Annotated in this window: 18 protein-coding genes; 7 read left to right on the top strand and 11 right to left on the bottom strand. The window is 72.9% G+C overall.

The window, feature by feature from the left end:
* The first annotated feature begins 197 nt into the window (after positions 1–197).
* From ACFY7C_RS18005 to ACFY7C_RS18015, 3 genes are all read left to right on the top strand, one after another.
* A complete protein-coding gene (locus ACFY7C_RS18005) occupies positions 198–413 on the top strand; it encodes a DUF5132 domain-containing protein (RefSeq protein WP_389650941.1) in 216 nt (71 codons plus the stop codon).
* A 94-nt stretch (positions 414–507) separates the two neighbouring features.
* Positions 508–735 carry an MbtH family protein gene (locus tag ACFY7C_RS18010; RefSeq protein WP_389650944.1) on the top strand — a complete coding sequence of 76 codons (228 nt, stop codon included), beginning with the start codon at positions 508–510 and terminating at the stop codon, positions 733–735.
* Positions 736–782: 47 nt separating this feature from the next.
* Entirely contained in the window at positions 783–1,025 is a 243-nt protein-coding gene (locus tag ACFY7C_RS18015) for a hypothetical protein (RefSeq protein ID WP_389650947.1), read from the top strand.
* 45 nt (positions 1,026–1,070) lie between these two features.
* Here the strand turns inward: ACFY7C_RS18015 and ACFY7C_RS18020 are convergent, their stop codons facing one another.
* A complete protein-coding gene (locus ACFY7C_RS18020; RefSeq protein WP_389650950.1) occupies positions 1,071–1,958 on the bottom strand; it encodes a PhzF family phenazine biosynthesis protein in 888 nt (295 codons plus the stop codon).
* Positions 1,936–3,228: an MFS transporter gene (locus ACFY7C_RS18025; RefSeq protein WP_389650954.1), complete on the bottom strand. Its 1,293-nt coding sequence runs from the start codon at positions 3,226–3,228 to the stop codon at positions 1,936–1,938. The genes ACFY7C_RS18020 and ACFY7C_RS18025 overlap by 23 nt, the downstream gene beginning before the upstream one ends.
* 86 nt (positions 3,229–3,314) lie before the next feature.
* Between ACFY7C_RS18025 and ACFY7C_RS18030 the strand changes: the two genes are divergently transcribed.
* Positions 3,315–4,172 (top strand): DUF5937 family protein, encoded by an 858-nt coding sequence (locus ACFY7C_RS18030; protein ID WP_389650957.1) that lies wholly within the window; start codon positions 3,315–3,317, stop codon positions 4,170–4,172.
* Positions 4,173–4,174: 2 nt separating this feature from the next.
* Here ACFY7C_RS18030 and ACFY7C_RS18035 read toward each other — a convergent pair whose 3' ends face one another.
* The 5 genes from ACFY7C_RS18035 to ACFY7C_RS18055 form a co-directional block, all read right to left on the bottom strand.
* Positions 4,175–4,597: a MazG-like family protein gene (locus ACFY7C_RS18035; protein ID WP_389650960.1), complete on the bottom strand. Its 423-nt coding sequence runs from the start codon at positions 4,595–4,597 to the stop codon at positions 4,175–4,177.
* A 104-nt stretch (positions 4,598–4,701) separates the two neighbouring features.
* Positions 4,702–7,044 (bottom strand): methyltransferase, FxLD system, encoded by a 2,343-nt coding sequence (fxlM, locus tag ACFY7C_RS18040; RefSeq protein ID WP_389650963.1) that lies wholly within the window; start codon positions 7,042–7,044, stop codon positions 4,702–4,704.
* Positions 7,045–7,097: 53 nt separating this feature from the next.
* Positions 7,098–7,907 carry a class I SAM-dependent methyltransferase gene (locus tag ACFY7C_RS18045; RefSeq protein WP_389650965.1) on the bottom strand — a complete coding sequence of 270 codons (810 nt, stop codon included), beginning with the start codon at positions 7,905–7,907 and terminating at the stop codon, positions 7,098–7,100.
* Entirely contained in the window at positions 7,904–8,884 is a 981-nt protein-coding gene (locus tag ACFY7C_RS18050; protein WP_389650967.1) for an NUDIX domain-containing protein, read from the bottom strand. Before ACFY7C_RS18050 ends, ACFY7C_RS18045 begins: the two co-directional genes overlap by 4 nt.
* Entirely contained in the window at positions 8,881–10,902 is a 2,022-nt protein-coding gene (locus tag ACFY7C_RS18055; protein ID WP_389650970.1) for an ABC transporter ATP-binding protein, read from the bottom strand. The genes ACFY7C_RS18050 and ACFY7C_RS18055 overlap by 4 nt, the downstream gene beginning before the upstream one ends.
* A 394-nt stretch (positions 10,903–11,296) precedes the next feature.
* Here ACFY7C_RS18055 and ACFY7C_RS18060 point away from each other — a divergent pair, with 394 nt between their 5' ends.
* Entirely contained in the window at positions 11,297–12,184 is an 888-nt protein-coding gene (locus ACFY7C_RS18060) for a hypothetical protein (RefSeq protein ID WP_389650973.1), read from the top strand.
* A 106-nt stretch (positions 12,185–12,290) separates the two neighbouring features.
* On the opposite strand, the gene ACFY7C_RS18065 is transcribed toward ACFY7C_RS18060, so the two are convergent.
* Positions 12,291–13,421, bottom strand: a complete 1,131-nt coding sequence (locus tag ACFY7C_RS18065) for an AI-2E family transporter (RefSeq protein ID WP_389650975.1) — start codon at positions 13,419–13,421, stop codon at positions 12,291–12,293.
* A 79-nt stretch (positions 13,422–13,500) separates the two neighbouring features.
* A complete protein-coding gene (locus tag ACFY7C_RS18070; RefSeq protein ID WP_389650978.1) occupies positions 13,501–13,836 on the bottom strand; it encodes a hypothetical protein in 336 nt (111 codons plus the stop codon).
* A gap of 803 nt (positions 13,837–14,639) precedes the next feature.
* Here ACFY7C_RS18070 and ACFY7C_RS18075 point away from each other — a divergent pair.
* Positions 14,640–15,848 (top strand): NAD(P)/FAD-dependent oxidoreductase, encoded by a 1,209-nt coding sequence (locus ACFY7C_RS18075; protein WP_389650981.1) that lies wholly within the window; start codon positions 14,640–14,642, stop codon positions 15,846–15,848.
* A gap of 159 nt (positions 15,849–16,007) precedes the next feature.
* Here ACFY7C_RS18075 and ACFY7C_RS18080 read toward each other — a convergent pair whose 3' ends face one another.
* Together ACFY7C_RS18080 and ACFY7C_RS18085 are read right to left on the bottom strand one after the other, a co-directional pair.
* Positions 16,008–17,210, bottom strand: a complete 1,203-nt coding sequence (locus ACFY7C_RS18080) for a geranylgeranyl reductase family protein (protein WP_389650983.1) — start codon at positions 17,208–17,210, stop codon at positions 16,008–16,010.
* A gap of 44 nt (positions 17,211–17,254) precedes the next feature.
* Positions 17,255–23,770, bottom strand: coding sequence for an SDR family NAD(P)-dependent oxidoreductase (locus tag ACFY7C_RS18085; RefSeq protein WP_389650986.1), 6,516 nt, complete (start codon positions 23,768–23,770; stop codon positions 17,255–17,257).
* A 353-nt stretch (positions 23,771–24,123) separates the two neighbouring features.
* On the opposite strand from ACFY7C_RS18085, the gene ACFY7C_RS18090 reads away from it, so the two are divergent.
* Complete coding sequence (locus tag ACFY7C_RS18090) at positions 24,124–24,498, top strand: PRC-barrel domain containing protein (protein WP_389650989.1); 375 nt, start codon at positions 24,124–24,126, stop codon at positions 24,496–24,498.
* Positions 24,499–24,520: the final 22 nt, after the last annotated feature.

A 24,520-nucleotide genomic window follows, 5' to 3' on the forward strand; every position in this document is an offset into this window, starting at 1 on the left:
TTAGCGTGTGCGTGTTGGCCGCGCGGAGTTCGAGTGGTCGCGGCGCGCCGACGAGCGAACTCGTTGGTATCCGCTCTTTCGTCGGGTGGCGCATCACGCCCCTTGGGGGCGAACAATCGCGACGCGGTCACATTCCGTCCTGCTGGCAGTACAAGAGAAAGGCACGGCCCATGCCTCCTTTTTTCCTTCCTTTCCTGGTGGGTATCGTCGCGGCACCCCTCGTGAAGCGGGCGGTGAAGCCGGTGGTGCGTAGCACCATCGCGGCATCCGTCGGCCTCGCCGTGGAAATGAAGAAGGCCGCCCACCAGGTGGGCGAGGAGTTCCAGGACATCACCGCCGAGGTGACCGCCGAGCGGATCGGCGCCGAGCTGCGCGACGGTCAGAAGCCCACGGTGAAGGCAGGAAAGGCCTGACCGACCGATCGGCCGACCGGACATCACGGCACGGGGAATTCCCCGTGCCGGCATCACTTCCCTCTTCCTTTTCCTTCCCGGAAAGCAGTGACCCATGAGCAATCCGTTCGAGGACGAGGCCGGACGCTACCTGGTCCTGGTCAACGAGGAAGGCCAGCACTCCCTGTGGCCCGCCTTCGCCGAGGTTCCCGACGGCTGGACCGTGGCCCTCACCGAGGGCACCCGACGCGAGTGCCTGGACCACATCGAGCGGACCTGGACCGACATGCGGCCGCGCAGCCTCGTCACGGCAATGGACGACGCCCGAGGGTCGGGCTGTTGACCGACCGTCGGCAGAGGAATTCGAAGGACATGGAAGGCGGAGAATTCGTGACCACGACCGAGGCCGAGATCGGGGCCGGGGCGGGCGCGGAGGCGGGGACGGGGGCCGAACAGGATCGGCCCTCCACCGTGGACGTGCTCTACACGGCCGAACTGGTCCACCGAGACGGCACCTACACGCTGATCGTGCGGGACCTGGTGCACGACGTCCGGAAGACGACCACGGTCCCCAGGAGGATGGTGGGCAAGATTCCCCTGTACCTCTCGATGCTCCATCTCGACGATGCCTGACAGGGGCTGACCGGGGCCCGCCACGCACAGCCGACGTGCCGGGACTCAGCGGGGTGCTTCGTGGAGGCGGCCCTCCGCGACGAAGGCGACACCGCCGCCCACCCGTACCGAGTGCACGCGATGGCCCCGCCCGTACGCCGTGATGTCCAGCCTGCTGGGGCGACCGGTGAAGCGGCCCTGACGGAGGACGGCGGGCACGCCGTCCGGGAGGCGGCCATGCAGCCGGAGGTAGGCGGCCGCGCACCCCGCTCCACTGCCGGTGGCGACGTCCTCCAGGAGACCGTCGTTGCTCCAGTGGCGTCCCTCCAGGGCGTCGACGTCGAGAAGATACGCGTACGACGCGCCCAGCCGGGACAGCGGTGCCTCCAGGTGCCTGGCCACGCGGGCGCGGGCGAGTGCGCCCGGGCGGACGGGGACGATCAGATAGGCGAGGCCGGTGGAGACGACCTCCGGCGGCAGGTCCGGGTCCAGGTCGTCCGGAGCCAGCCCGAACAGCTCGGCGAGACCGCGTGGGTCGGGGCGCCCCCCGAAGCGGGCGGCGCCCTGGTCGAGCACGCTCGTGTAGTGGCGCGGGCCGCCGCGCTCGGTGGTGAGGCGCACGGAACGGCCCGGCAGGGCGAGCGTCCAGGTCGCGCTCTCCCGGTGCGGGGCGTGGACCTGGTGGAGCACGGCCGCGGCGCCGATGAGGGGATGCCCGGCGAAGTCCAGCTCCTCGACGAGGTCGAAGACCCGTGCCCGTAGCTCCCCGGCGTTGTCGCGGCTCAGGAAGACGGACTCGAAGTGCCGCAGTTCCCGCGTGATCCGCTGCATGGCATCACCCGTGAGCCCCTCGGCGGCCGGGAAGACGGCCAGACTGTTGCCGCTGTAGGGACGATCGGTGAAGACGTCCACGTGGTGGAAGGCGAGCGCGTCAGCGCTCATCGGGATTGCCATGGCGCATCCTCAGGAGGAGAAGGAGAGGGAGTACGGCGAGCAGTTCGCCGAGCGCCCCGGCCCACAGCGCGGTCCGGACACCCGCGTGCTCGCCCAGGAGCCCGCCGACGAGGGCCCCCAGCGGCATGCATCCCCACACCACGAACCGGAACGTCGCCGTCACGCGCCCGAGGAGCGGTTCGGGGCACAGGCGCTGGCGCAGCGCCACCGAGCCGATCCTGAAGGGCATGAAGGCCGTCCAGCCGAGGCCCTGGAGCGCCACCGCCGCCCAGAACCGCCAGTCGGCGTGCAGGAGCGGCAGGGCCAGCAGCCACAGCGTCCCGCTGAGGACCACGGATCCGGTCATCGCGCGCCACTCACCGAACCGGGCGGCGACCCGGGTCGTCAGCAGACTGCCGAGGAAACCGCCGATCGCCTCGGCGGTGAAGACCAGCCCGCACAGGAACGGCGAGAGCCCGAGCTCCCCCGAGAGCAGTACGAGCAGCATGGACGCCCCGACCGTCCCGCAGAGGTTGGAGACGGCGGCGGCCAGCGTCAGCGCCCGCAGCGCCGGGGTCCGGAACACGAACCGCAGCCCTTCCCCGATCTCCTTCCGCAGCCGTCCGCCGGCGGGGCGGGTGCGCGGGCGGGGGTCGGCGGCGCGGATACGGGAGAGCAGCAGTGCGGAGACGAGGAAGCTGACGGCGTCGACGAGCAGCGCGACCGGCGCGGTGACGGCGGCGATCAGCGCCCCACCCGCGCCGGGGCCGCCGGCCGCCGTGATGGTACGGGTGGACTCCAGGGCCACGTTGGCCTCCACCAGCCGGTCCGCGTCGACGAGTCGGGGGAGATGGGTCTGGTACGCGATGTCGAAGAACACCGTGCAGACGGAGACGCCGAAGGCCACGGCGTACAACTGAGGCAGCGACAGGACGTCCAGCCAGGCGGCGGCGGGCAGGGTGGCGAGGAGTACGGCCCGGCCGACATCGCACACGATCATCACCCGCCGACGCCGCATCCGGTCCGTCCAGGCGCCGGCGGGCAGCCCGAACAGCAGGAATCCGAGGTACTCGCACATGACGAGCACGCCCGTCTCGAAGGCGGAGGCACCGAGCGGGCCGATCGCCACGATCGGCAGGGCGAGCACGGTGACGGCCGTGCCGGCCTGGCTCGCGGTGTCGCCGATCCACAGCCGGCGGAAGTCGGCGACGCGGTACAGGCGGGGCGGTGCGGAGGAGGGCGGTGCGGAGGGGGGTGGTGCGGAGGAGGCCGGGGTGGTGAGGGCGGTCATGCCGGGAACACCACCATCCTCCCCTCCGTACCACCATTGTTTTAGTCTTGGCTAAATGGTCCGCAGGTTAGGAGGGCGGGGGACGCGTGGGCTTCCTACGGTTCGGGGTGGACGACCTGGCGCAGCTCCGGTTCGCCATCTCACCCCTGGGGGAGACGGTCGCCGCACTGCGCGCGGTGGCCGACCCGGGCGGGCATGCGCTCCATCTCCCTTGGATCAAACGGATGGTGACGGTCCGTCATCATGAGTCACTCATCAAGAACCTCGCGGTCCTCGAAGCAGCCGTCCCCGCCCCTCGGTGCCCGCTCGCGGAGATCGAGGAGGAACTCGCCGCGTTCACCGGACCGCCGGAGCTGGCGGACGCCGTGCTCGACTGGTGGCACGCCGGCGTCCGGCCGTACTGGGCACGGATCCGCGCCCTCCTGGAGGCCGACGTCGCGTACCGCACCCGACAGCTCGCCGAGGACGGCATCCAGGAGGTCCTGACCCGGCTCCACCCGGCGACGCTCGACTGGTCCGGCGGCCGGCTCGGCTCCCGAGACCTGCCGAACGGCGAACTCCCGCTGGACGGCGGCGGCCTCACCCTCGCCCCGAGCGCCTTCTCCGTGCGCTGCGCCCTCCTGCACGCCCGCCCGGGCGCCCAGCCGTGTGTGGTCTACCCGGCCCGCGCCGTCGGCACCCTCTGGGAGTGCCGGGAGTCCACCGGCGAGGGCCTCGCCCGCCTCCTCGGCCGCAGCCGCGCCGGCCTCCTCACCCGCACCGGCACCCCCAGCACGACCACCACCCTCGCCGCCCGGACCGGCCTGACCCCAGGCGCCGTCTCCCAGCACCTCTCCGTCCTGAAGGACGCCGGCCTGGTGACCGCCCACCGCTACCGCCGCGAGGTCTACTACCGGGCCAGCGACCTGGGCCTGGCCCTCCTGGAGAGCGCGGGCGGGTCATGAGGTCAGCTCGACGCGGTCCGCCGGGACGCGGAGTCACTCGAGCACGAGGGCATCGACGCCGGCGCCACAGGTGACGCGGGAACATGGTCAGAGGCCTTCGCCGGCAGGAACGCGGCCGCCTTCTGTCCCAGCAGACGCGCGAAGAAGGCCGGGGCATCGTCGGGACGCATCCGGGCCAGGGACACCAGGCTGGTGATCGCCGCGTCGGCCACTTCCGCGTGAACGTCCTCCCAGTCGTGGCTCCGGCCCTTGCGCGGGTTCGTGGCCCGGGCACCGATGACCGCCTGCGCGGCCTCGCCGACCTCCTCGGACATCTTGAGTACCTGCAGACTCCACTGCTCCTCGGCCGCGAGCCCCCGCTCGGTGTCGAGTCGCGAGAACAAGCGGGCCAGGTGGTCGATCGTCGTCCATGCATCGCTGTTCATCAGAACCTCCTGGGTTCCCTTCGTACGGGTCGGATGCCGGGCGTGCGCCCGGCGGTCGTCAGCACTTCTGGACGGCGGCCTCCTGGGACGCCGGTCGTTGATCGTCAGCAGGACGATGTCGATCCGCGGGTCGGGCGCCCTGGTCCGGGCCACCGCACGACGATGCGGCAGTGCTTCTTGTCGATGACCTCGCCGAGGGGAAGCCGGTCGTCGGGGGTTCCGGCCGGGTGAACGGTCACGGCCGGGTCGGTGCTCCCGCCGCCGTCGTCGCGTACGTCCTGGTCCCAGGCCCTGACCGTGTCCGCCAACTTCTCTGCGAGAGCGGGGCCCTGGTCGCCGACGGCGTGGGCGTACCACTCCCACACGCGCTCCTCGCGCACCTCGCTGTGCCGAATCTGCACGTACGTGAGGTAGGCGAGCGAGGCGTCGCCGAGGACGGCGGGGGCGTCCGAGCCGGGGGTGATCCCGACGGCCGCGGTTTCCTGGTCGGAGGTGACCGCGAGGCGGCAGAAGCCGGGCAGCGTCGTCGCCGCGTACAGCTGCAGCGAACCGAAGGAGAAGCCGGGCCCCATGGTGACGCCCGTGGCGATCTGGTGAGGTAGCCCGAGCAGAGCCTCCTCCAGGCCCTCGACGCTCCGGGCCGGGCCGTCCTCGAAGCGGAGCTCCAGCCGACCGTCCAGGAGGCGGCTGACAGGGGTGGCACGGGCGTGTGAGCCCTGGGCCGGGACGAACCCGCAGTGCGTGAACTTCCTTGCGACCAGCACATCCCCCCGCCGCTGGAGAGTGATCGCCCGCGTGTAGCCACCGATCTCGAGCGGCAGGACGAGGCGGCCGCCCTCGGCGAGCTGCTCACGCCAGGCCGGTGCGACGTCCCAGCAGTTGTAGGTGATCACGATCGCGTCGAACCCGCCGTGCGGGACGAGAGGAGCTGGTACTCCGTGCGCGGCGTCGCCGTGGAGGACGGTGACGCGCCCGCTGCCGGCCTCCGCGGTGAAGCGGCGGGCGCGGCGCACGACGTACGGGTCGATGTCGCTGGTGACGACCCGCCCGTCAGGGCCGACGACCTGGGCGAGCAGTTCGGCGTTGTACCCGCCGGAGCCCGCCTCCCACACGACCGCGCCCGGCTCCAGGCCGAGGCCCTCGATCATGTCCGCCTGCAACCACACCGCCGACACCGAACTCGTCGCCCGACCGGCCTCGTTGCGGCGCGTGACGACGACGTCCCCGGCGTCGTACGCCGTCCGAAGGTTCCTCTCGGGGGCGAAGCGGTGGCGAGGCACCGACCTCAGCGCGCCCTGGAGCGGCTCGGAGGCGGCCCAGCCGTCGGCGATCACCTCGTCCGCCATGGCGTGCCGGAGGCGGACGGCCTCGGCGGGCTCGCCGGGCACCGCCGGCTGCACCGAATCGATCGCGTACGCGGTCGCCGGAGGCAGGCCTTGGACGACCCCGGGCCAGACCGCGTCGAGCGCGAGTGCGGCCGGCGCGAAGACGTCGCCGACGCAGGCCAGTACGTGCGGGTCGAAGAACTCCCGGCGGAGGAACGTGTCGGGTTCCGGAACGGTGAGTGTCCCGGACCAGCTGGTGACGCGGACGACCGCCGTGAGCCTGGGGACACCGCCGACGGCGTCGGCGAGAATCGTCAGCACGTGAGCGTCTTCGACCTCGGCGACGAGGCCGGTCCTCTCGGCGAGTTCGCGCACCGCTGCCGCCTCGAACGGCTCCGGGCCGACGGGTTCGCCGCCCGGCAGTTCCCACATGCCCCGGCGCGAACGCCCGAGCAGCACCCGACCGGCCTGGTCGGTGACGACCGCGAGGGCGGCGGTCGCCGCAGGACCGGACGGCGGTCGACGTCGCTCCACCGCCCGTGTCTCGGCATGACACGGGCCGCGCAGGATCAGGACCGCCAGCCGGTCGGCGTCGAACCGCTCCGTGTGCTCCCATCCCCCGACCAACAGGCCGATCTCGTCCTCGTCGAGCGCGATACGCCGCCGCTCGGCGGGCGTGTGCTCGGCCACCGGCGTGACGATGACGAGCGCGCCACCGGGCCGCAGCCGCTCACCGAGGCCGTGCAGGACCCGCGTGCGGTCCGAGAAGAACGGCACCACCAGCCGCAGCGCGACCAGGTCGTAGCCGTCCTCGTGCAGCTCCACGGGGTCGTCACGCTCGATGTCCATGCAGATCCAGCGCACCGCCAGGGCGTCCGGATGCTGTTCCTGGGCGCGGGTGATCGCGCTGTCGGCGAAGTCGACCGCGTCCACCGTGTAGTCGAGCGAGGCCAGGTGGGCCGACAGCTCTCCTGTTCCGCATCCGACTTCCAGTGCCCGCCCGCCGCCCTCCGGGGCAGGAACGTGCTCGGCCAGCAGTTTCCGCTCCGTGTCCCCGAGCAGGCGGAAGCCCTTGCCCGCCGCGTAGTGCCGGTCCCACTCCTTGCGCTCGACGTACTCCAAGGGGGTGTCTCCTCACATGACGGTGTCGAACGAGTTGCCGTACCGCGCGCCGGTCAGCCGGCCGGATCCGGCAGCGCTGGACCGCGGGTCCCGCGCTCCGGTCGGCGGGCGAGGGTGTGGACGAGGTGGGCGATGTCCCGGTGCGGGCTGCGCCAGGAGGCCGTCCATTCCAGCTCCAGGGCCGCCTCGTACGTGGCGGGGTCGGGGGCCCAGGCGTCGTCGAGGTGGTCGTGGAAGATGCGTACGCCCTGCCAGGGCAGCGGGGTGAGCCCGTGGCCGGCGGCGAGACGGTCGAGGGCTTCGGCGGTGTCGCCCCGGGTCGCCAGGCCGAGGCGGCCCGGGCTCGTGTCCGTGCCGCTCTCGATGAGCCGGCGCGCGGTCGCATAGTCGCCGCGCAGGGCCTCGCGTACGCCGATGGACCGCCGGTTCTTGGCGAGGATGCTGAGCAGACCGCCCGGCTCGACGAGCCCGGCCAGGCGAGCGACGGGCTCTGCGGGATCGTCCAGATACATCAGCACGCCGTGGCAGCAGACCGCGTCGAACCGTTCCCCGTCGAAGGGAAGGGCTTCGACACCGGCCTCCACCAGCCGCACGCGGTCGGCCAGTTCGGAGTGATCGGCGCCGAGGCGGCGGGCCGCCTCGGCCAGCATCCGGGCGGACGGGTCGGCGCCGGTCACGTCATGCCCGGCGGCGGCGAGGCGGAACGTCATCTCGCCGTTGCCGCAGCCGACGTCCAGAATCCGGGCGGGGCGCGCCGGTAGCTCGGCGAGAAGACGGCGGGCGACCAGATCGTGGCGGAGACGGCCTCGCGCGCTGTGGGAGTGGGCGGCGTACTCGGCCCCGACGCTGCCGAAGTCGGTCATCGCGACCAGCCCAGCTCGGTGTAGGTCCGGCCCGCCAGGATGCCTTCGATCGCCGCGCGGGTGGAGGGAACGATCGGCTCGGGGAGGTCCTTGGCCCTCCACCACTCCCAGCGGACGCACGTGTCGGGCTCGCGGAGTTCGGGTGTGCCCTCCCAGTGGCGGGCGCGGAAGAACAGGCCGACGCGGGGTCGGTCGCCGGGCCGGTCCAGCATGTGCACGGTGTGGACGAGCTCGACGCCGGCCGGGTCGATCACCAGCCCCGCCTCCTCGTGCGCCTCGCGCACGAGGCATGCGGTCGCCGCCTCGGCCTCGCAGTGCCCGGCCAGGGCGTGCCAGGACCCGCCCGCGTACGCGGAGTCGGGGTGCCGCTGCCCGAGCAGGACCTTGCCGTCGCGCTCCAGGTGGAGGTGGACGCCGACCACGTGCAGCACGGTCCCGGACGGCGCTGCCGCCGCCGGTCTGCCCGCCGCGGGGGCGGCCGGCCGGCCCGGGTGCTCGGCCGCGTGGCGCTCCAGCAACGTCCTGGTCGGCGGCAGCATGGTCATGAACGGGAACGTCTTGGGCTCGACCCAGGCGAGCATCACGCCTTCGGTGAGAGGCAGTTCTGCCGGGTCTCCGTTCCAGCGGCCGGTGTAGAGCTGGACGGGCACGCGGGTCCCGTCGATGCCGGTGACGCTCTCGACGCCGTAGGCCTCCAGGTCCGCGACGGTGAGGCCGGCCTCCTCCCGCAGCTCGCGCCGGACCGTGTCGAGCAGGGTCGCGTCCGCGGGCTCCCGGCCGCCGCCGAGCAGGTCCCAGCAGCCAGGCGCCCAGATGCCGGGCTTGTTCGCGTCCCGCAGGTGGAGAAGGTACCGGCCGTGGCCGTCGTGGATGATCGCCGAGGCGTTGAGCGGCCTGATCACGCCGTCCGGGCCGGAGCCGTCGAGCTTGACGCGCGGCGTCGGGGAGAGGGTGGGGCGGCTGGAAGGATCCGTCATGACGACACCTGTCCTTCACCGATGGTGTCGGCCGCCCCTCTCGATGCCCCGTCCGTCGGGGCGGATTGCGGCGGCACCGAAGGGTTCAGGAACTGGCGGGCCTGGAGTTCGTACATCTCCCGGAAGACACCGGCTCCGGCTCCGGGGCTCATGAGGGCGGTGAAGGTGCCGTGCTCGACGACCCGGCCCTCGTCCAGTACGTAGATGAGGTCCGCGTTCCGGACGCTGTGGAGGCGGTGGGTGATCAGGACCGTGGTCTGGCCGGAGCCGGCCAGCTGGTGGATCTGGTCGAAGACCCGCTGTTCGGCGGCCGGGTCGAGCGCGCTGGTCGGCTCGTCCACGATGAGGACGGCGCCGTCGCGATGGCGGGCGCGCGCGAGGCCGATCTTCTGCCACTGCCCGCCGGAGATCTCCTGACCGCCCTTGTAGCCCCGGGCGAGCAAGCTGTCCAGGCCCCGGGGAAGGCCCTTGACCACCTCGTCGGCGCCCGCGTAGGTCGCCGCCGCCTCGATGCTCCGGTCGTCCATCGCGACGCTGCTGCGCCCGATGCCGATGTTCACCCGGGCGGTGAAGGGCCACCGGAAGAAGTCCTGGGCGACCATCGCGACCCGGTCGAACACCTGCGACCGGTCGGCCTCCGCGGTGCTCACACCACCCCACAGCACTCGGCCGGAGTCGGGCAGCCGGGCCCCGCTCAGCAGACGGACGAGCGTCGACTTGCCCGAGCCGTTCCTCCCCACCAGGGCCACGGTCCGGCCCCGGGGGATGACCAGGTCGACCTCGTACAGGGACGGCTTGTCGGCGCCGGGGTAGGTGAAGGTCACCTTCTCGAACCGGATCTCCTCCATGTCCGACGGCACGTCGAGCCCCCCGACGGGAATGGCGCGCCGGGCGGCCTCCTCGCACAGCGTCTCCAGGTCGGCGACGAACAGGGCCTCCTCCTGGACATCCGTGACGCGCAGGACGAGGTCCGTGATGCTCGCCGCCCCCGTCCGGATCGCCAGCACCGCCGTGCCGGCGACGGCCAGGCCCATCTGTCCGTGCCACAGCAGCAGCCCGAGAGCGCCGTAGGTCGCCACCGTCGCGATACCACGGGCCGAGTCCGCCACCACGTTCGTGCGGGCACCGGTCCACGCGAGCCGGGTCTGCTCCCGCTCGCTGGTCTCGGCCATCTGCCGGAAGTGCTTCAGCAGGAACGGGGCCGAGTCATGGACGCGGATCTCGGCCGCGGCCTGCTGGTTGATCAGCAGCTGGCTGATCAGCTTGGCGGCCCGCACATGCTGGACGAAGCGGTGCCAGCTGATGTACCGGTGCCGGGCCATCGTCAGCGAACCCCATGCGCTCGGCAGCGCCATCAGGACGAGGAGCGGCAGCAGCACCGGGTGCAGCACGGTGAGCACACCGGCGGCCGCGATCAGGGAGATCGCCGAGGTGACGACGGCGGTGCAGTAGCCCACCATCCGCCTCGCCGAGTCGGCACCCCACTGGGCCGAGTCCATCAGCTTGTGGAAGGCGTCGTCCTCGATCGCCTCCAGCTCCACCCGCGCCACCAGGCCCAGATACCGCTCGGTCGCCACCCGCTGCGCCTTCGGCTCCAGGATCCCGGTGGCCGCGGACGACGCCGACATGCACGCCGAGCCGATGACCGCGAGGACGGCCACCAGGACGAGCGACGGCAGTGCCGCCCGAAGTCGGCCGGTGATGTCACCGGCGGCGAGCAGTTCGATCAGGAGGGCATTGACCGCGATCAGGGAGACGGCCTGGGTGATGCCGCGGGCGACCTCGCTCACCGCGACCGTGGTGAACGCCCGCCGGTCGGCCTCCCGCGCCAGCCGGACGGCCACCGCGACCTGCTTCGGCAACGAGCCGGCCATCGCGCGCAGCCCCAGCTTCAGCCAGGCCCCGTCATGGGCGCCCCACCCGTAGTCGTAGGTGAGCTCGCCCCCGAACAGCAACTGTTCCGACGCCGACGGACTTGCCGCCGCTGCCGCCAGCGGATCACTCTCATGGCTCGTCATGCATCCTCCGGGACGGGCAGTCGGGGCGTCGCGGGGTTCAACGACGCTGCCCGGCCCTTCGAACACATGTGTTTCGGACGTGGTGGGAAGCCCACGAGCAGGCGAATACGCGTTCGTGCTGTATGCACCGACCCCGCCGGTAAAAGGGCCCGGCCCATACCCACGGATGGCCGAAACGCCGACACCCTCACTGCGGCCCGGCGCCCGACGGTCCGGGACGCGCTCTCGACCCCACGTTCGTGAGCCCGACGCAAACCTTCGCAGCAGCATCACAGAGGCTGCGCATCATGATCGATCAGTCCCGCTAGCGTGACTGGTTGCTCGATCGCGGGTGCGAATTGGGAACTGGTCGTCGGCATCGTCTGCCGGCGCAGTCAGCACAGAAGGAACGCAGATGGACTACTGCTCCACGTGCCGCCGGAACCTCAACGGTGTTTTCGTCTGCCCGGGTTGCGGTGCGTACGCCCCCGACATCGCCCCGCCCGCCCACCTCATCCACCGTGCCGTCGCCTCCACCACGACGACCCACGAGGTGTGGACGACCGAGAGGGACCCCGGGGCCGGGCCTGCCGCGCCTGCCGTGGAGGGCCTGCCCGTGGACGAGACGACTGACGGAGCCCAGAGCGCCGACGTGCACGTCCCCGTCTCCGCCTCCGGTGACATCGAAGGCGCCGCCCTCACCGGAGAAGGCCGTGCGGCTCGGCGCCGGCAGCGCGCGCGGTGGAAGAAGCACCAGCGCCGGGCCCTGGCCGCGACGGCCGTCGCCCTGGTCGGCGGCGGCCTCACCGTCGCCGCGATGCCGGCCACCCGACCGTCCACCACCCACACGCATGCCGCCCCGCCGCCGGAGCCGGTGACGGCGCCCGCCACCTCCAAGACGCCCGCCACGACGTCCGAGACCCCGGCCACGACCAAGCCGCCGGTCACGGCCGGGTCCCAGGAGCAACGCGGCACCCACCCCCGTACGGCCGGCGAGGTGCGCGACGCGGACGCGCCCGCCGCCGTCCCGGCCGCTTCCACGACGAACCGGCAGCCGAGCCCCGCGCCGCCGCGCACGGCGCCCGCGCCGGCCACGGACACCGCCACGGACGCCGGTCCCGCGAACACCGCACCGTCGGGGGCCGGTGCCCCCACCGAGCCGGCGACGACGACCCCCGCCCGTGACGAACAGCCTTCCGCCGGCACCGGCACCTCGCTGCTGGGAGGCCTCGTGTCGACGACCCCGGCGACCGACCCGACGTCGCCGACGCAGGTGTGCGTGGTGGGTCTGTGCCTGGGCTGATCAGTCCGTTCGGCTGATCAGGCCGTTAGTCGGCGATGGCGACGGCGACGGCGCCTTCGCCGTACGCCGACCGCCAACCGCCGCCCGACGTCACCACGTCACGACGTCACGAGGTCACGGGGACCGGAGTCGGTGCCTCGTCGTCGGGGCCCGGCTCCGCTTCCGCTTCCGGTCGCACGTCGCTGAGCTGCTCGCGCAGGTACTTCCAGAACACCGCGATGAGCGCCGCCAGCGGGACGGCGAGCAGACTGCCCACGATGCCGGCGAGGCTGCCGCCCAGCGTCACCGCCAGCAGGACGACGGCCGCGTGCAGGCCGAGACCGCGGCTCTGGATCATGGGCTGGAACACATTCCCCTCCAGCTGCTGCACCACGACGATGATCGCCAGCACGATCAGCGCGTCGGTGACGCCGTTCGAGACGAGCGCGATGAGCACCGCGACCAGGCCGGCGAACAGGGCGCCCACGATCGGCACGAACGCGGAGACGAAGGTCAGCACCGCGAGCGGAAGGACCAGGGGGACGTCGAGGATCCACAGTCCCAGGCCGATGAACACGGCATCGAGAAGGCCGACGAAGGCCTGGCTGCGCACGAACGCTCCCAGGGTGTCCCAGCTGCGCTCCGCGACGATCGGCACGTCGACGGCGAGCCGCCCCGGGAGCTGGCGGGCGAGCCACGGCAGGAAGCGAGGGCCGTCCTTCAGGAAGAAGAACATCAGGAACAGGGCCAGGAAGGCCGTGACCACACCGTTGAACACCGTGCCCACGCCGGTCGCGACCGCGGTGACCATGCTGCCGACGCTGTTCTGGACGCGGGTCATCGCCGTGTCGAAAGCGCCGGAGATCTCGTCGTCCCCGATGTTCAGCGGCGGCCCGGCCGCCCACTCACGCAGCCGCTGGATTCCCTCGACCACGCCCTTGGAGAGCTCCCCGGACTGGGACGCGACTGGCACCGCGATCAGCGCGACGATGCCGGCGACGACCAGCAGGAACGAGACCGTGACGACCCCTGCCGCCAAGGCCGGAGGCCAGCCGTGCCGCCGCAGGAAACGCGTCAGCGGCCAGGTCAGGGTCGTGAGGAACAGGCCGACGACGAGCGGCCAGACGATCGACCACATGCGACCCACGATCCACAGGGTCACCCCAGCCATCAGCAGGACCAACAAGGACTCGGCGGACACACGCGCCGCTGTGCGCAGCGCGCCGGCGGCTTTCGCGGAACTCAACGTGGCAGACATGGGCCCCACCCTATGAACCCGCCGATTCGCACTCCTGGGCCGCCCCCGCCGCCTGCCTCCAGGAGGAGAGCCCGGAACGCTAGCTGTAGCGGGAGGGGAGGAACGCCAGGACCGCCTCAAGGGCCCGGTTGATGTCCGGAAGGGCCGTGGCGATCTCCGGTGCCGCCGCACTGCCCGGATCCAGCCTGGCGCGGGCATCCCAGCGCTCCTCGGTGCGCCCCAGCATGCCGCGACGGTTCGTCCGCTTGAGCACATGACCGACCGGCACCCCGTAACCGTCCCCATCGGGGTCCCAGATCACATGGACCATGTCAGGGGAGGTCGAGCCGTCACCTGGCACCGGTCTGCGAAGGAAGAGCTTGCGACTCTCCAGCATCCGCCGGATGCGGGGCTCTACACGGTCGAGGTCACTCATGCGTCATCCTCGGCTCTGGTGAACACGGATATCGTCGGGTCCGCCATCCCCAAGTATCCTGCTGTCTGAGCGAGTTGAAGGCCGAACACCGAAACCCGGCCGAAAAATCCGGACCGGCCTCGGGCGTTCAAGGCGGTCAACGAGAACGACCAGTTCGCCTGGAAGAAGTTCCAGGCCGACGGCGGCAACGACCCGCACGTACTCCTGGAGTACAACCGGCGTCCCGAGGCCCCGACCAACCTCGACAAGACGGGCTCGGCCTCGGCGTCCTACGCGCCGGCCAAGACTCCGTGCCGGTTCGTCTTCGACAGCGCGCGGCCCTCGCCGCCGACCGTCGTCTCCACCGACTTCCCGGACGCCGACGCCCGGGACAACGGCTTCGGCAACGACGGCGAGGACTCGCTGTGGAGCAAGAAGAAGTTCGGCGAGACGGGTACCTTCCAGTTCAAGGTCGCCCAGGCGGACGTGGACTCCTACGAGTCTCCCCGAGGGACCAGGCCGACACCCCCGGCGACTTCACCGGGGACAAGCTGCCGGACATGAGGGTCTTGGACGCCAACGGCAACCTGCGGCTCTATCCGTCCGAGCACCAGACCGACCCGGCGAAGGGCACGGGCGACCTCGGGAGCCGGCGATCGGCTGACGCACGGCACACGCTCGAGGAGGGCGGGCCCGGTCGGACATTCCGACCGGGCCCGCTCCGTCTTCCGGCGCACAGGGTCGCGTGATCTGGCTCACAGGCCGTCACGGGGAGGGGAGGCCGGGTGTCTTGAGGCCGAACACCTTGAGACGGAGGAGGCATCATGACGGGCACTACGCATGTCGTCGTGGTCGGTGGCGGATACGCGGGCGTGATGGCGGCGAACCGGCTGACGCGGCGCGACGACGTGACCGTGACGCTGGTCAACCCGCGGGCGGAGCTCGTCCACCGGGTCCGCCTGCACCAGTTGGTGGGCGGGTCCGACGACGCGGTCGTCGCCTACCGGGACGTGCTGGCCGACCGGGTCCGGCTGGTGGTCGACACCGTGAGCCGGATCGACGCGGCCGAGCGCGGCGTGCAGCTGGCGGGCGGCGGCACGCTCGCGTACGACTACCTGATCTACGCCGCGGGCAGCGGCAGCGCCGAACCGAGCGTGCCGGGGGCGGCCGAGTTCGCCCACTCGCTCTCGACCCTGGAGGAGGCCCGCCGACTGCGGGCGGCCCTCGACGACACGCCCGCGACGGCCCGCGTGACGGTGGTCGGGGCCGGCCCCACCGGCATCGAGACCGCCGCCGAACTCGCGGAGCAGGGCCGCGCCGTGACCCTCGTCTGCGGCGGTGTCCTCGGCCCGTACCTGCACACCCGGGGCCGGCGGTCGGTCGCGAAGCGGCTGACCAGGCTCGGTGTGACGGTCGTCGACGGCGCCGACACGAAGGTGACGGCCGTGACCCGCGACACCGTACGCCTCGCGAACGGCCGCGACCTGCCGACCGACGTCACCGTCTGGACCGCCGGCTTCGGCGTGCCGGACCTCGCGGCGCGGAGCGGGCTGACCACCGACGCCGTGGGCCGCCTGATCACGGACGAGACGCTGACGAGCGTGGACGACGAGCGCATCCTCGCGGCCGGGGACTCGGCGGCACCGTCGAACCTGCCGCTGCGGATGAGCTGCCTGAACGCGACGCCGCTCGGCGCACGGGCCGCCGACACCGTGCTCAGCCGACTCGCGGGCGAGCGGCCGGAGCCCCTCCACCAGGGGTTCTACGCCCAGTGCATCAGCCTGGGCCGCAACGCGGGCATCTACCAGTTCGCCAACAGGTCCGACGTCGCGGTGGGGCTCCACATCGACGACGGCCTGGGCGCGAAGATCAAGGAACTGGTCTGCAGGGGAATCCCGGGGCACCTGTCCAAGGAGGCGCACAAGCCCGGCTCGTACCGCCTCCACCGCACGCCGGGAGGCGCCGACAAGCGTCGGCGGCTCCTGAGCGCCCACCGCGCCGACGCGCCGGCCGCCGCCGACAGGGTCGTCTGAAACCGCTGCCCGCCTCTCCCTGCGTCCGCACAGGTGACGAACGCGGTGGCGGCGTCGGCTTCGCCGAGTGCGATCGGCGGACGTCTCCGGAGTGACTCCGAGCAGCCGAGCTGCCCGCCCCACGCCGTACGACGGCACGATCGCACTCTCGGCCACCGCTCAGGGCCGCACGTCCCCCCGTCTCGCCCCCGTCAGCGCGGTGGCGGCACGCACCAGTGGTGCGGTCATGATGCCGGCCACGCTGGTGCGGCCCGCGATGTAGGCGTCGAGACGGCGCCAGGCGAGGGGAAGTCGCGTCACGGTCGTGTGGACGAGGCCGGGGTTACGGGTGAAGAGGTTCATCAGGACGCTGCTGGCGCGCATCTCGACGCCGAGGACCTCGTTGATCCGGCGCCCGTAGTCGTCGGCGGCGGTGGCCGCCTCCCTCTCGTCCGCGGCGCTGACGAGGCGGGCGGCGGCGTGGCCCGCGAGGTCTCCCGAACGCAGGGCGTAGGAGATGCCTTCCCGTGACCAGTGGTCGACGAGGGCCGCCGCGTCGCCGGCGACCAGGACGCGACCCCGGGCCAGGGGCGAGTCCGGGTGCCGGCACCGGGTCAGGTGGCCGGTGTCGTGGAGGGGACGGGCGCCGAGAAGGCCCTGGCGGGCGAGGAAGTCCTCCTTGTAGGCGCGCAGGGCGACCGGGTTCCCCCGGGCGGCCACCACTCCGGCGGTGCAGACATCGCCCTTGGGAAAGACCCAGCCGAAGGAGCCGGGCAGGGGGCCCCACTCCATCAGCAGCCGGCCTCGCCACCGGTCGGCCGTCCTCTCGTCGACCGGCACTTCGGCCTCCAGGGCGAGGTCGACCTGAGCGCACCGCACTCCGACGTACCGGGAGACCCGGCTCGCGCTGCCGTCGGCGCCGACGACGGCTCGGGCATGGAGGGCGTCACCGCGGTTGGTCCGTACGGTGACGGTGTCGCCCTCCTGTTCCAGGGCGGTGAGCGCGGTGCTGTCGCGGACCTCCGCGCCCGCCTGGGCGGCGGCGTCGGTCAGGGCCGAGTCCAGTTCGCTGCGGTAGACCATGGCGCAGGTCGGGGTGGCGCAGGTGAGGGTCCGCTCCCTGCGGCCGTCGAGGGCGAAGGTGAACTGCCGGGCCGTGTCGTAGACCTTCAGGGGCAGGCCGGGCGGCAGGGCCGCGAGGGAGGCCCCGATGAGGCCTCCTCCGCAGGTCTTGTACCGGGGGATGGCGGCGCGTTCGAGGAGGAGCGTCCGGCAGCCGTGCTCGGCGGCGACGCGGGCGGCGGTGGCGCCGGCCGGGCCGGCGCCCACGACGATCACGTCCCAGGTGCCGGGCGCGCGGGTGGGGACGGGAGGAGGGGGCATGCGGTGGTCACCTCGCGGCGGTTCGAACGGGTGGGGGGAGCAGGTCAGTCGGAGACGGCGGTGGGGGTGTCCGCCACCGAGAGGACGTCGTCCTGCGGCAGGCCGGGGTGGAGGCGGCCCAGGAGGTAGCGGGTGAGGGCGGCGGCCGTCGGGTGGGTCCACATCACCGTCGTGGGGATGTCCAGTGCCAGTTCGCGCTGGAGACGGTTGCGCAGGGCGATGGCCATGAGGGAGTCGAGGCCGAGGGTGACCAGAGAGGTGTGGGCGTCGAACCGGTCGGTGCCCAGCCGCAGCACCGCCGCGATGTGGTCGACGACGTGCGGCTGCAGGATCTGGTGCCGCTGCTGCGGGCCGTCCGCCGCCCGCAGCTCTTCCAGCAGGGCGCTGCGCCCGCCGGCGGGGTCCCCGTCGGCCGTGGCGGCGGCCAGCTCGGCGAAGAACGCGGTGCGACCGGTGGCGGGATAGGACTCCAGCCAGTGGGCCAGGTCGAGGGGGGTGTACGCGGTGCGGTCGCGGTCGTGGGCGAGGATGCGCTCCAGGGCGTCGATGCCTTCCGCGGGCGTGATCATGGCGTAACCGCGTTGCTCCATCCCGGCGCCGCGGCCGACCTTCGCCCACGGGCCCCAGTTGACGCTGATGGCCGGCAGGTTCCGGGCCCGGCGCCAGGAGGTGAACTCGTCCAGCCACGCGTTGGCGGCCGCGTAGGCGCCCTGTCCGGGGTTGCCCAGCAGGGAGGCCGCGGAGGAGAACGTGACCCACCAGTCCAGGGGCCGCTCGCCGACCGCGTGATGGAGCAGCCAGGCCCCCGTCGCCTTGGGCCGCCAGACCTCTTCCAGGAGGGCGGAGGAGAGGTTGGCGACGGTGGCGTCCTCGACGACGGCCGCGGCGTGGACGACTCCGCGCAGCGGGTGGCCCGTGTCGTCGGCGGCCCGGACGAGGGCGTCCGCGACACCCGGCTCGGCGAGGTCCCCGCTCACGACCCCGACGCGGGTGCCGAAGTCCTCGGTGAGGGCGTCGAGCGCGGTACGGACGGCAGGTGTCGGGGCGCTGCGGGAGGTGAGGACCACGGCGCCGGCACCCCGCTCGGCCAGCCACCGGGCGACCAGGAGCCCGAGTCCGCCGAGCCCGCCCGTGACCAGGTAGCTCGCGTCGGCCCGGACGAGGGGGGCTTCCTCGGGCCGTACGGGCAGGGTGTCGGTGCCCTCGGCGGGCCAGGTGAGGACGAGTTTGCCGGTGTGCCGGGCGGAGGCCATGGTGTGGAAGGCCGACGCCGCCTCCGTGACGGGGTGCTCGGTGACGGGCAGCGGCGGCAGGGTGCCGTCCGCGAGCATGGCGGAGAGTTCGCGGTAGCCCTCGGCGAGCAGCTCCGGGTCCTGCCGCATCATCATCAGCACGTCGACGCCCGCGAAGGTGATGTTGCGGCGGAACGGCAGCAGCCCGAGGCGGGTGTTGGCGTAGATGTCCCGCTTGCCGAGTTCGATGAACCGGCCCCGGTGCGCCAGCAGTTCCAGGCTCGTGGACTGTGCGGGGCCCGTCAGGGAGTTGACCACCACGTCGACGCCGCGGCCCTTGGTGAGCTCGCGCACCCGGTCGGCGAACTCCAGGGAGCGGGAGTCCATGACGTGCGCGACGCCGAGGCGGCGGAGGTAGGCCCGCTTGTCCTCGCTGCCCGCGGTGGCCCAGACCTCCGCGCCGCAGGCCCGGGCGAGGTTCAGGGCCGCGAGACCGGTGCCACCGCTCGCCGAGTGGATGAGCACCCGCTCTCCCGGCCGGAGGCGGGCCAGGTGACGCAGGGAGTACCAGGCGGTCAGATAGGCGCACGGCAGGGCGGCGGCGTCCGTCGCGCTCATCTCGTCCGGTACCGGCAGGAGGCAGTCGGCGCGGACGGTCGCGAACGAGGCCATGGTCGCGGACTGCGAAGCGTCCACGAACATGGCGGCCACCCGGTCGCCCTCCCGCACGTTCCCGACGCCGTCCCCGACGGCGGTGACCACTCCCGCGCCGTCGAACGCGCAGACGTCCTCGCGCTCCTCCCCGGCGTCGTTGAAGCGCTGGTAGACGCCCAGGGCCTGCAGCACATTGATGAAGTTGACGCTGGTGGCGTCGAGGCGGACCTCGACCTCGCCCGGTGCCGGCCCGCGCCGGGACTGGGCGACGAACTCGAAGGAGTCGAGGTCACCGGGCCGGGCGAGGTCCAGGGCCACCCGGTCGCTCGCGCGGTCCACCGTCGTCCGGCGGCGCTCCCGCTCGCCCAGCGGAGCGGTGCGCAGCCGTGCCAGGTGACGTGCCCCGTCCCGGTAGGCGATCTCGTCCTGTTCGTCGGGGCAGGACAACAGCTCGGCGGCCACGTCCGCGACCGGCGTGCGGGAATCGGCGTCCAGGACGCTCGGGCGCAGTTCGGGATGCTCGTAGCTGAGGACGCGCACGAGTCCGCGCAGACCGGCCTGCCCCAGGTCCGGCTCGTCCCCGGCGAGCGCGTGCTGCGCGGTGGCGGTGAGGGTCCACAGGCGGGGCGCGGGCCCGCCGTCCGAGGCCCGCGTCAGCGCGCGGGCCGTCCCCGCCAGGCGGGCCACCCGCTGACGCGCCCGACGGTCGGGCGACGAGCCGTTGGGCCCCTCACCCGTCGCGGGCAGGTACACGACCGCCCGTGGCGCCTGTGCGTCGGGCGCGGACCTGAAGGGTGCCACCGACGCGGCGCAGTCCTCGTCACCGCTGCCGGAGGTCAGCATCCGGACGCCGACGGTCGCGCCCTGCTGCTCCAGGGCCTCGCGCAGGTCGGCCGCGTACGTCTCGCGTCCGGCCTCCGTCAGGAGGATCCATGTGCCGGGCGTCGTGTCCGTCGCCGGGGCCGCGGGGCGGTCGACGGGTTCCCACGCGGTCCGCAGCAGGCGGCGGTCGAAGCGCTCCCGCGCGCTCTCGGCCGGTACGTGACGGAACTCCACCCCGGTTGCGTCGGCGATGACGGATCCGTCGTCGTCCCACAGCCGGAGGTCGGCCGTGTACCTTCCGCCGTCCATCCCCACGAGGGTGACCAGGCAGTAGCCGCTGAGCGGGACCTCCCCGTACAGACGCAGCTCCTCGATGCCCCGGGGCAGGATGCCTCCCGCCGGCACGGCGCCGCTGCGCAGCACGGCGCCCGCGACGACCTGGAGGCAGCTGTCCAGGACGACGGGGTGACAGCGCAGCGCCTGCGCGCCCGCCCGGCCGTCGTCCGGTACCCGCAGCCGGGCCAGAAGACGCGTGCCGGGGACGTCGGAGGGGGATCCGTCGCCGTACAGGGCGTCGAGGCCGAGGAACGCCGGGCCGTGGTGCACGCCCCGCTCCTCGCGCATCTGCCGGTAGACGTCCGCCGGGTCCACGGCGTGCGGGAACCCCGAGAGCAGGTCCCGCGGGTCGCAGCCCGGCGGCACGGGCGCGTCCTCGGGTTCGAGGTGCAGGGTCGCCCGCGCGTGCCGGACGGGGACGCCGTCCGAGGACGTGCTGACCACCCGCCAGCGGGCGGCGTCCGGGCCGGCGGCCTCGGCGGTGGCGGTCACCGGCGTGCCGTCGGACGTCGGCAGCAGCAGGCGCTCCAGGTCGACGGCGGTGAGCCGCAGCCGCTCCGGGCCGACGGTGTACAGGTCGCAGGCCGCGGCGAAGGCCATCTCGCACAGGGCGGCGCCGGGCACCACGGCGATGTCGTCCACGCGGTGGGCGTCCAGCCAGGGCAGGGTGGTGGGGGTGATCCGGGTCTGCCACAGGTGCCGGCCCTCGCCGTCGGGATCCACGGTGTGCGGCCCGGTGAGCGGATGCGACGCGGGAGCAGCGTGGGCGCCGGCGCCCTGCCGCAGCGGGGACGGATCGACGACGTACCGGGTGCGCTCCCAGGTGGTCGGCGGAACGTCCGCCAGGGACCCCTCGCCGTAACGCGCTGCCCAGTCCAGGGGATGGCCGGCGCAGTGCAGCGCCGCCACGTGGGTGTGGAAGGCCAGCACGTCGTCGGTGTCGCGGAGCAGGGTGGGCACGACGGCGGTGTCGGCGTGGCCGTCCGCGGCGAGCGTGGCCTGGACCGGATGGGCCAGTACGGGGTGGGGGCCGAGCTCGACGAACAGCCGGTGCCCGTCCTCGGCCGCGGCCCGTACGGCGTCGGCGAAGCGCACCTCACGGCGCAGGTTGTCCGACCAGTAGGCGGCGTCGAAGGCGGCCCGGGTGCGCGGGTCGTCGGTGACGGTGCTGTAGAAGGCGGCCGTCGGGGTGCGGCCGGTGACGCCGGCGAGCGCGTCGGCGAGATCGGGCAGGATCGGGTCCATGTGGGCGGTGTGCGACGCGACGTCCACCTCGACCACGCGGATGCCGACGCCCTGGGCCTCCCATTCCTCGGCGAGGCGGCGGATGCGGTCGGCGTCACCGCCGACGACGGTGTTCTCCGGCGACGCGACGACCGCGACGCTCACCCCTCGCACGTCCTGCTCGGCGAGCAGCCGTTCGACCTCGGGCCGCCCCAGGGCGACCGAAGCCATCAGGCCCTGCCCGGCGGCCCGCAGGATCAGGCGGGAGCGCCGGCAGATGACCCGTACACCGTCCTCGACGCTCAACGCCCCCGCGGCCACCGCGGCGGCCACCTCGCCCATGGAGTGGCCGATCACGGCCGCCGGTTCGACCCCGTGGGAGCGCCACATGGCCGCGAGTCCCAGCTGGATCGCGAAGATCACCGGCTGCACCCGGTCGAAGCCGGTCACCACCTCGGGCCGGCACAGGGTCTCCCGCAGGGAGAAGCCCGACTCCTCGGCGACCAGCGGTTCGAGCCGGTCGATGACCCGGGTGAACTCCGCGTCCCGGTCGAGGAGTCGCCGCCCCATCCCCGCCCACTGCGAGCCGTGCCCGGAGAAGACCCACACCACGCCCCGGGCCGCGTCCGGCACGGCCCTGCCGGTCGCCGCCCCCGTGGCGGGCGTGCCGCCCGCCTCGAACTCCTCCAGCCGGGCGATCAGTTCCGTCCGGTCGGCGGCCACGACGGCGGCTCGTTCGCGCGCGGGCGAGCGGCGCTCGGCGAGCGTGTGCGCCACGTCCCCCAGCGGAACCCGTGCCCCTTCCGTCCTCAGCCACCGGGCCAGACGGCCGGCCGCGGACCGCAGGGCGACCGGGGTGCCGGCGGAGAAAGGGAACACGCGCGGTGCCCCTTCGTCCTCCCGGGCCCCGTCCACCCGGGCCTCGGCGCGATCGGCGGGCGGCGCCGGGCGGGTGGAGGTCCGGGCGCGGGGGAGGGCGGGCGGCTGTTCGAGCACGACGTGGACGTTGGTGCCGCTGATGCCGAAGGAGGACACGGCGGCCAGCCGGGTGCCGCCGCGCACCGGCCACTCGGTGGTGTCGGTGGGCACGAACAGCCGGGTGCCGGCGGGGTCGATCTGCGGGTTCCACTCGGTGAAGTGCAGACTGGCCGGCACCATGCCGTGGCGCAGGGACGCGACGGCCTTCAGCAGACCCGCCACGCCAGACACCGGCTCGGTGTGACCGATGTTGGTCTTCACCGAGCCCAGCGCGCACCGGTCACGGCCCTTGCCGTAGACCGCGGCCACCGCGGCGAACTCGATGGGGTCGCCGACCGCGGTGCCCGGCCCGTGGGCCTCCACCATCCCGACGTCCCCGGCCTCGACGCCCGCCCGTTCGAGGGCCAGCCGGTACAGGTCGATCTGCGCGGGCTCCGAGGGCGCGCTCAGCCGCGTACCCCGGCCGTTCTGGTTGACGGCGGTGCCGCGCAGCACCGCGAGGACCCGGTCACCGGCCCGTACCGCGTCCGACAGCCGCTTGAGCACGACCACACCGCAGCCCTCTCCACGGACATAGCCGTCGGCGGCCGCGTCGAAGGCGTGGCAGCGGCCCGTCGGGGAGAACACGCCCCACAGCGCGGGGGCGATGACCCCCTCGGGCCCGAGGGACAGCATGGCCGCACCGGCGAGCGCCACGTCCGACTCGCCGCTCCGCAGGCTCTGGCAGGCGGTGTGCACGGCCACGAGCCCCGACGCGCAGGCGCTCTCCATGACGACCTGCGGGCCCCGGAGGTTCAGCATGAATCCCACGCGTCCGGGGCCGATGCTGTCGAAGCCGGTGTACATCGCGTACGCGTTGACCGCCTCCAACGGCCTCTGCACGCGCAGCATGTAGTCCTTCTGGTAGATCCCGAAGAACATGCCCGTCGGCGTACCGGACAGCCGCTGGGCCGGGATCCCCGCGTGCTCGATGGCCTCCCAGGCCACCTCGGACAGCAACCGGTGCTCCGGGTCCACCCAGGGCGCCTCCTGCGCGTTGATCCCGAAGAACTCCGGCTCGTACGCGTAGACGTCGTCGTCCAGGAAGCAGCCGTAGCGCAGCCGGTCCGCGACCTGGCGGGGCAGACCGGCCAGTTCCGCCTGCTCCCACCGCTCGGCAGGGACCTCCCGCATCGTCTCCCGGCGCGCGAGCAACAACCGCCACAGCGAGTTGAGGGACGTGACCGCGCCCGGGAACCGGCAGGCGGCTCCGACGATCGCGATCGGTTCGTCCTGGCCCGCGCCGGGCCTGTCGACGTCGGGGTGTGCCTGCATGGGCGGTCCGTCCTTCACCACGAGATGGCCGAGAGGCGGCCGTCTCGCGGTCCCCGCCCCACCGCGCGACCGGATCGATCTTGTGCGGCACTGGCGGTATCGGCAGGAGGCGGGCGGACGACGAGGGTGTGCGGGCCACCAAAGGGAGCACACGGGGGCATCCCTGCGCGCCAACGCATCGAGTTCCCCCGCCCGGCCGCCCTCTTAAACGATCACAGCACCGGGGTCTCCTCGTCGCGCGCCCTGGCGGTCGTACGAGTGTGGGTCCCGCTCGTCGGGGCAGGCGGTCCTCCTGAGGTCGCGGTGGGAAAGCGCCGCCGCGACGCACTCGATCGGAACGGAGGAGGATCCGCATGACGGAGAACGCGTGGAGCTACGGGGCGGCGTCCGGCTATCCGGTGGGCACGAACCTGGCCGGATGGAGGGTCGAGGCGAACGACGGGCACATCGGCAAGGTCGACAAGCACTCCGCGGACGTCGGTGACGCCTATCTGGTCGTCGACACCGGCGTATGGATCTTCGGCAAGGAGGTGCTGCTCCCGGCGAGCACGGTGACGCGTGTCGACCTGGAGGAGCAGACCGTCCACATCGGACTGACCAAGCAACAGATCAAGGACGCACCGGAGTTCCACTCCGACAAGCACCTCGCGGACCAGCAGTACCGGGAGGAGATCGCCACGTACTACCGGACGGGCGGACCGTTCAGCGGCGGGCCGGGTTCCGTCTGACCCTCAGGCCGCCGGGCGAGGC

The organism is Streptomyces sp. NPDC012769, assembly GCF_042901205.1.
GTDB lineage: Bacteria > Actinomycetota > Actinomycetes > Streptomycetales > Streptomycetaceae > Streptomyces.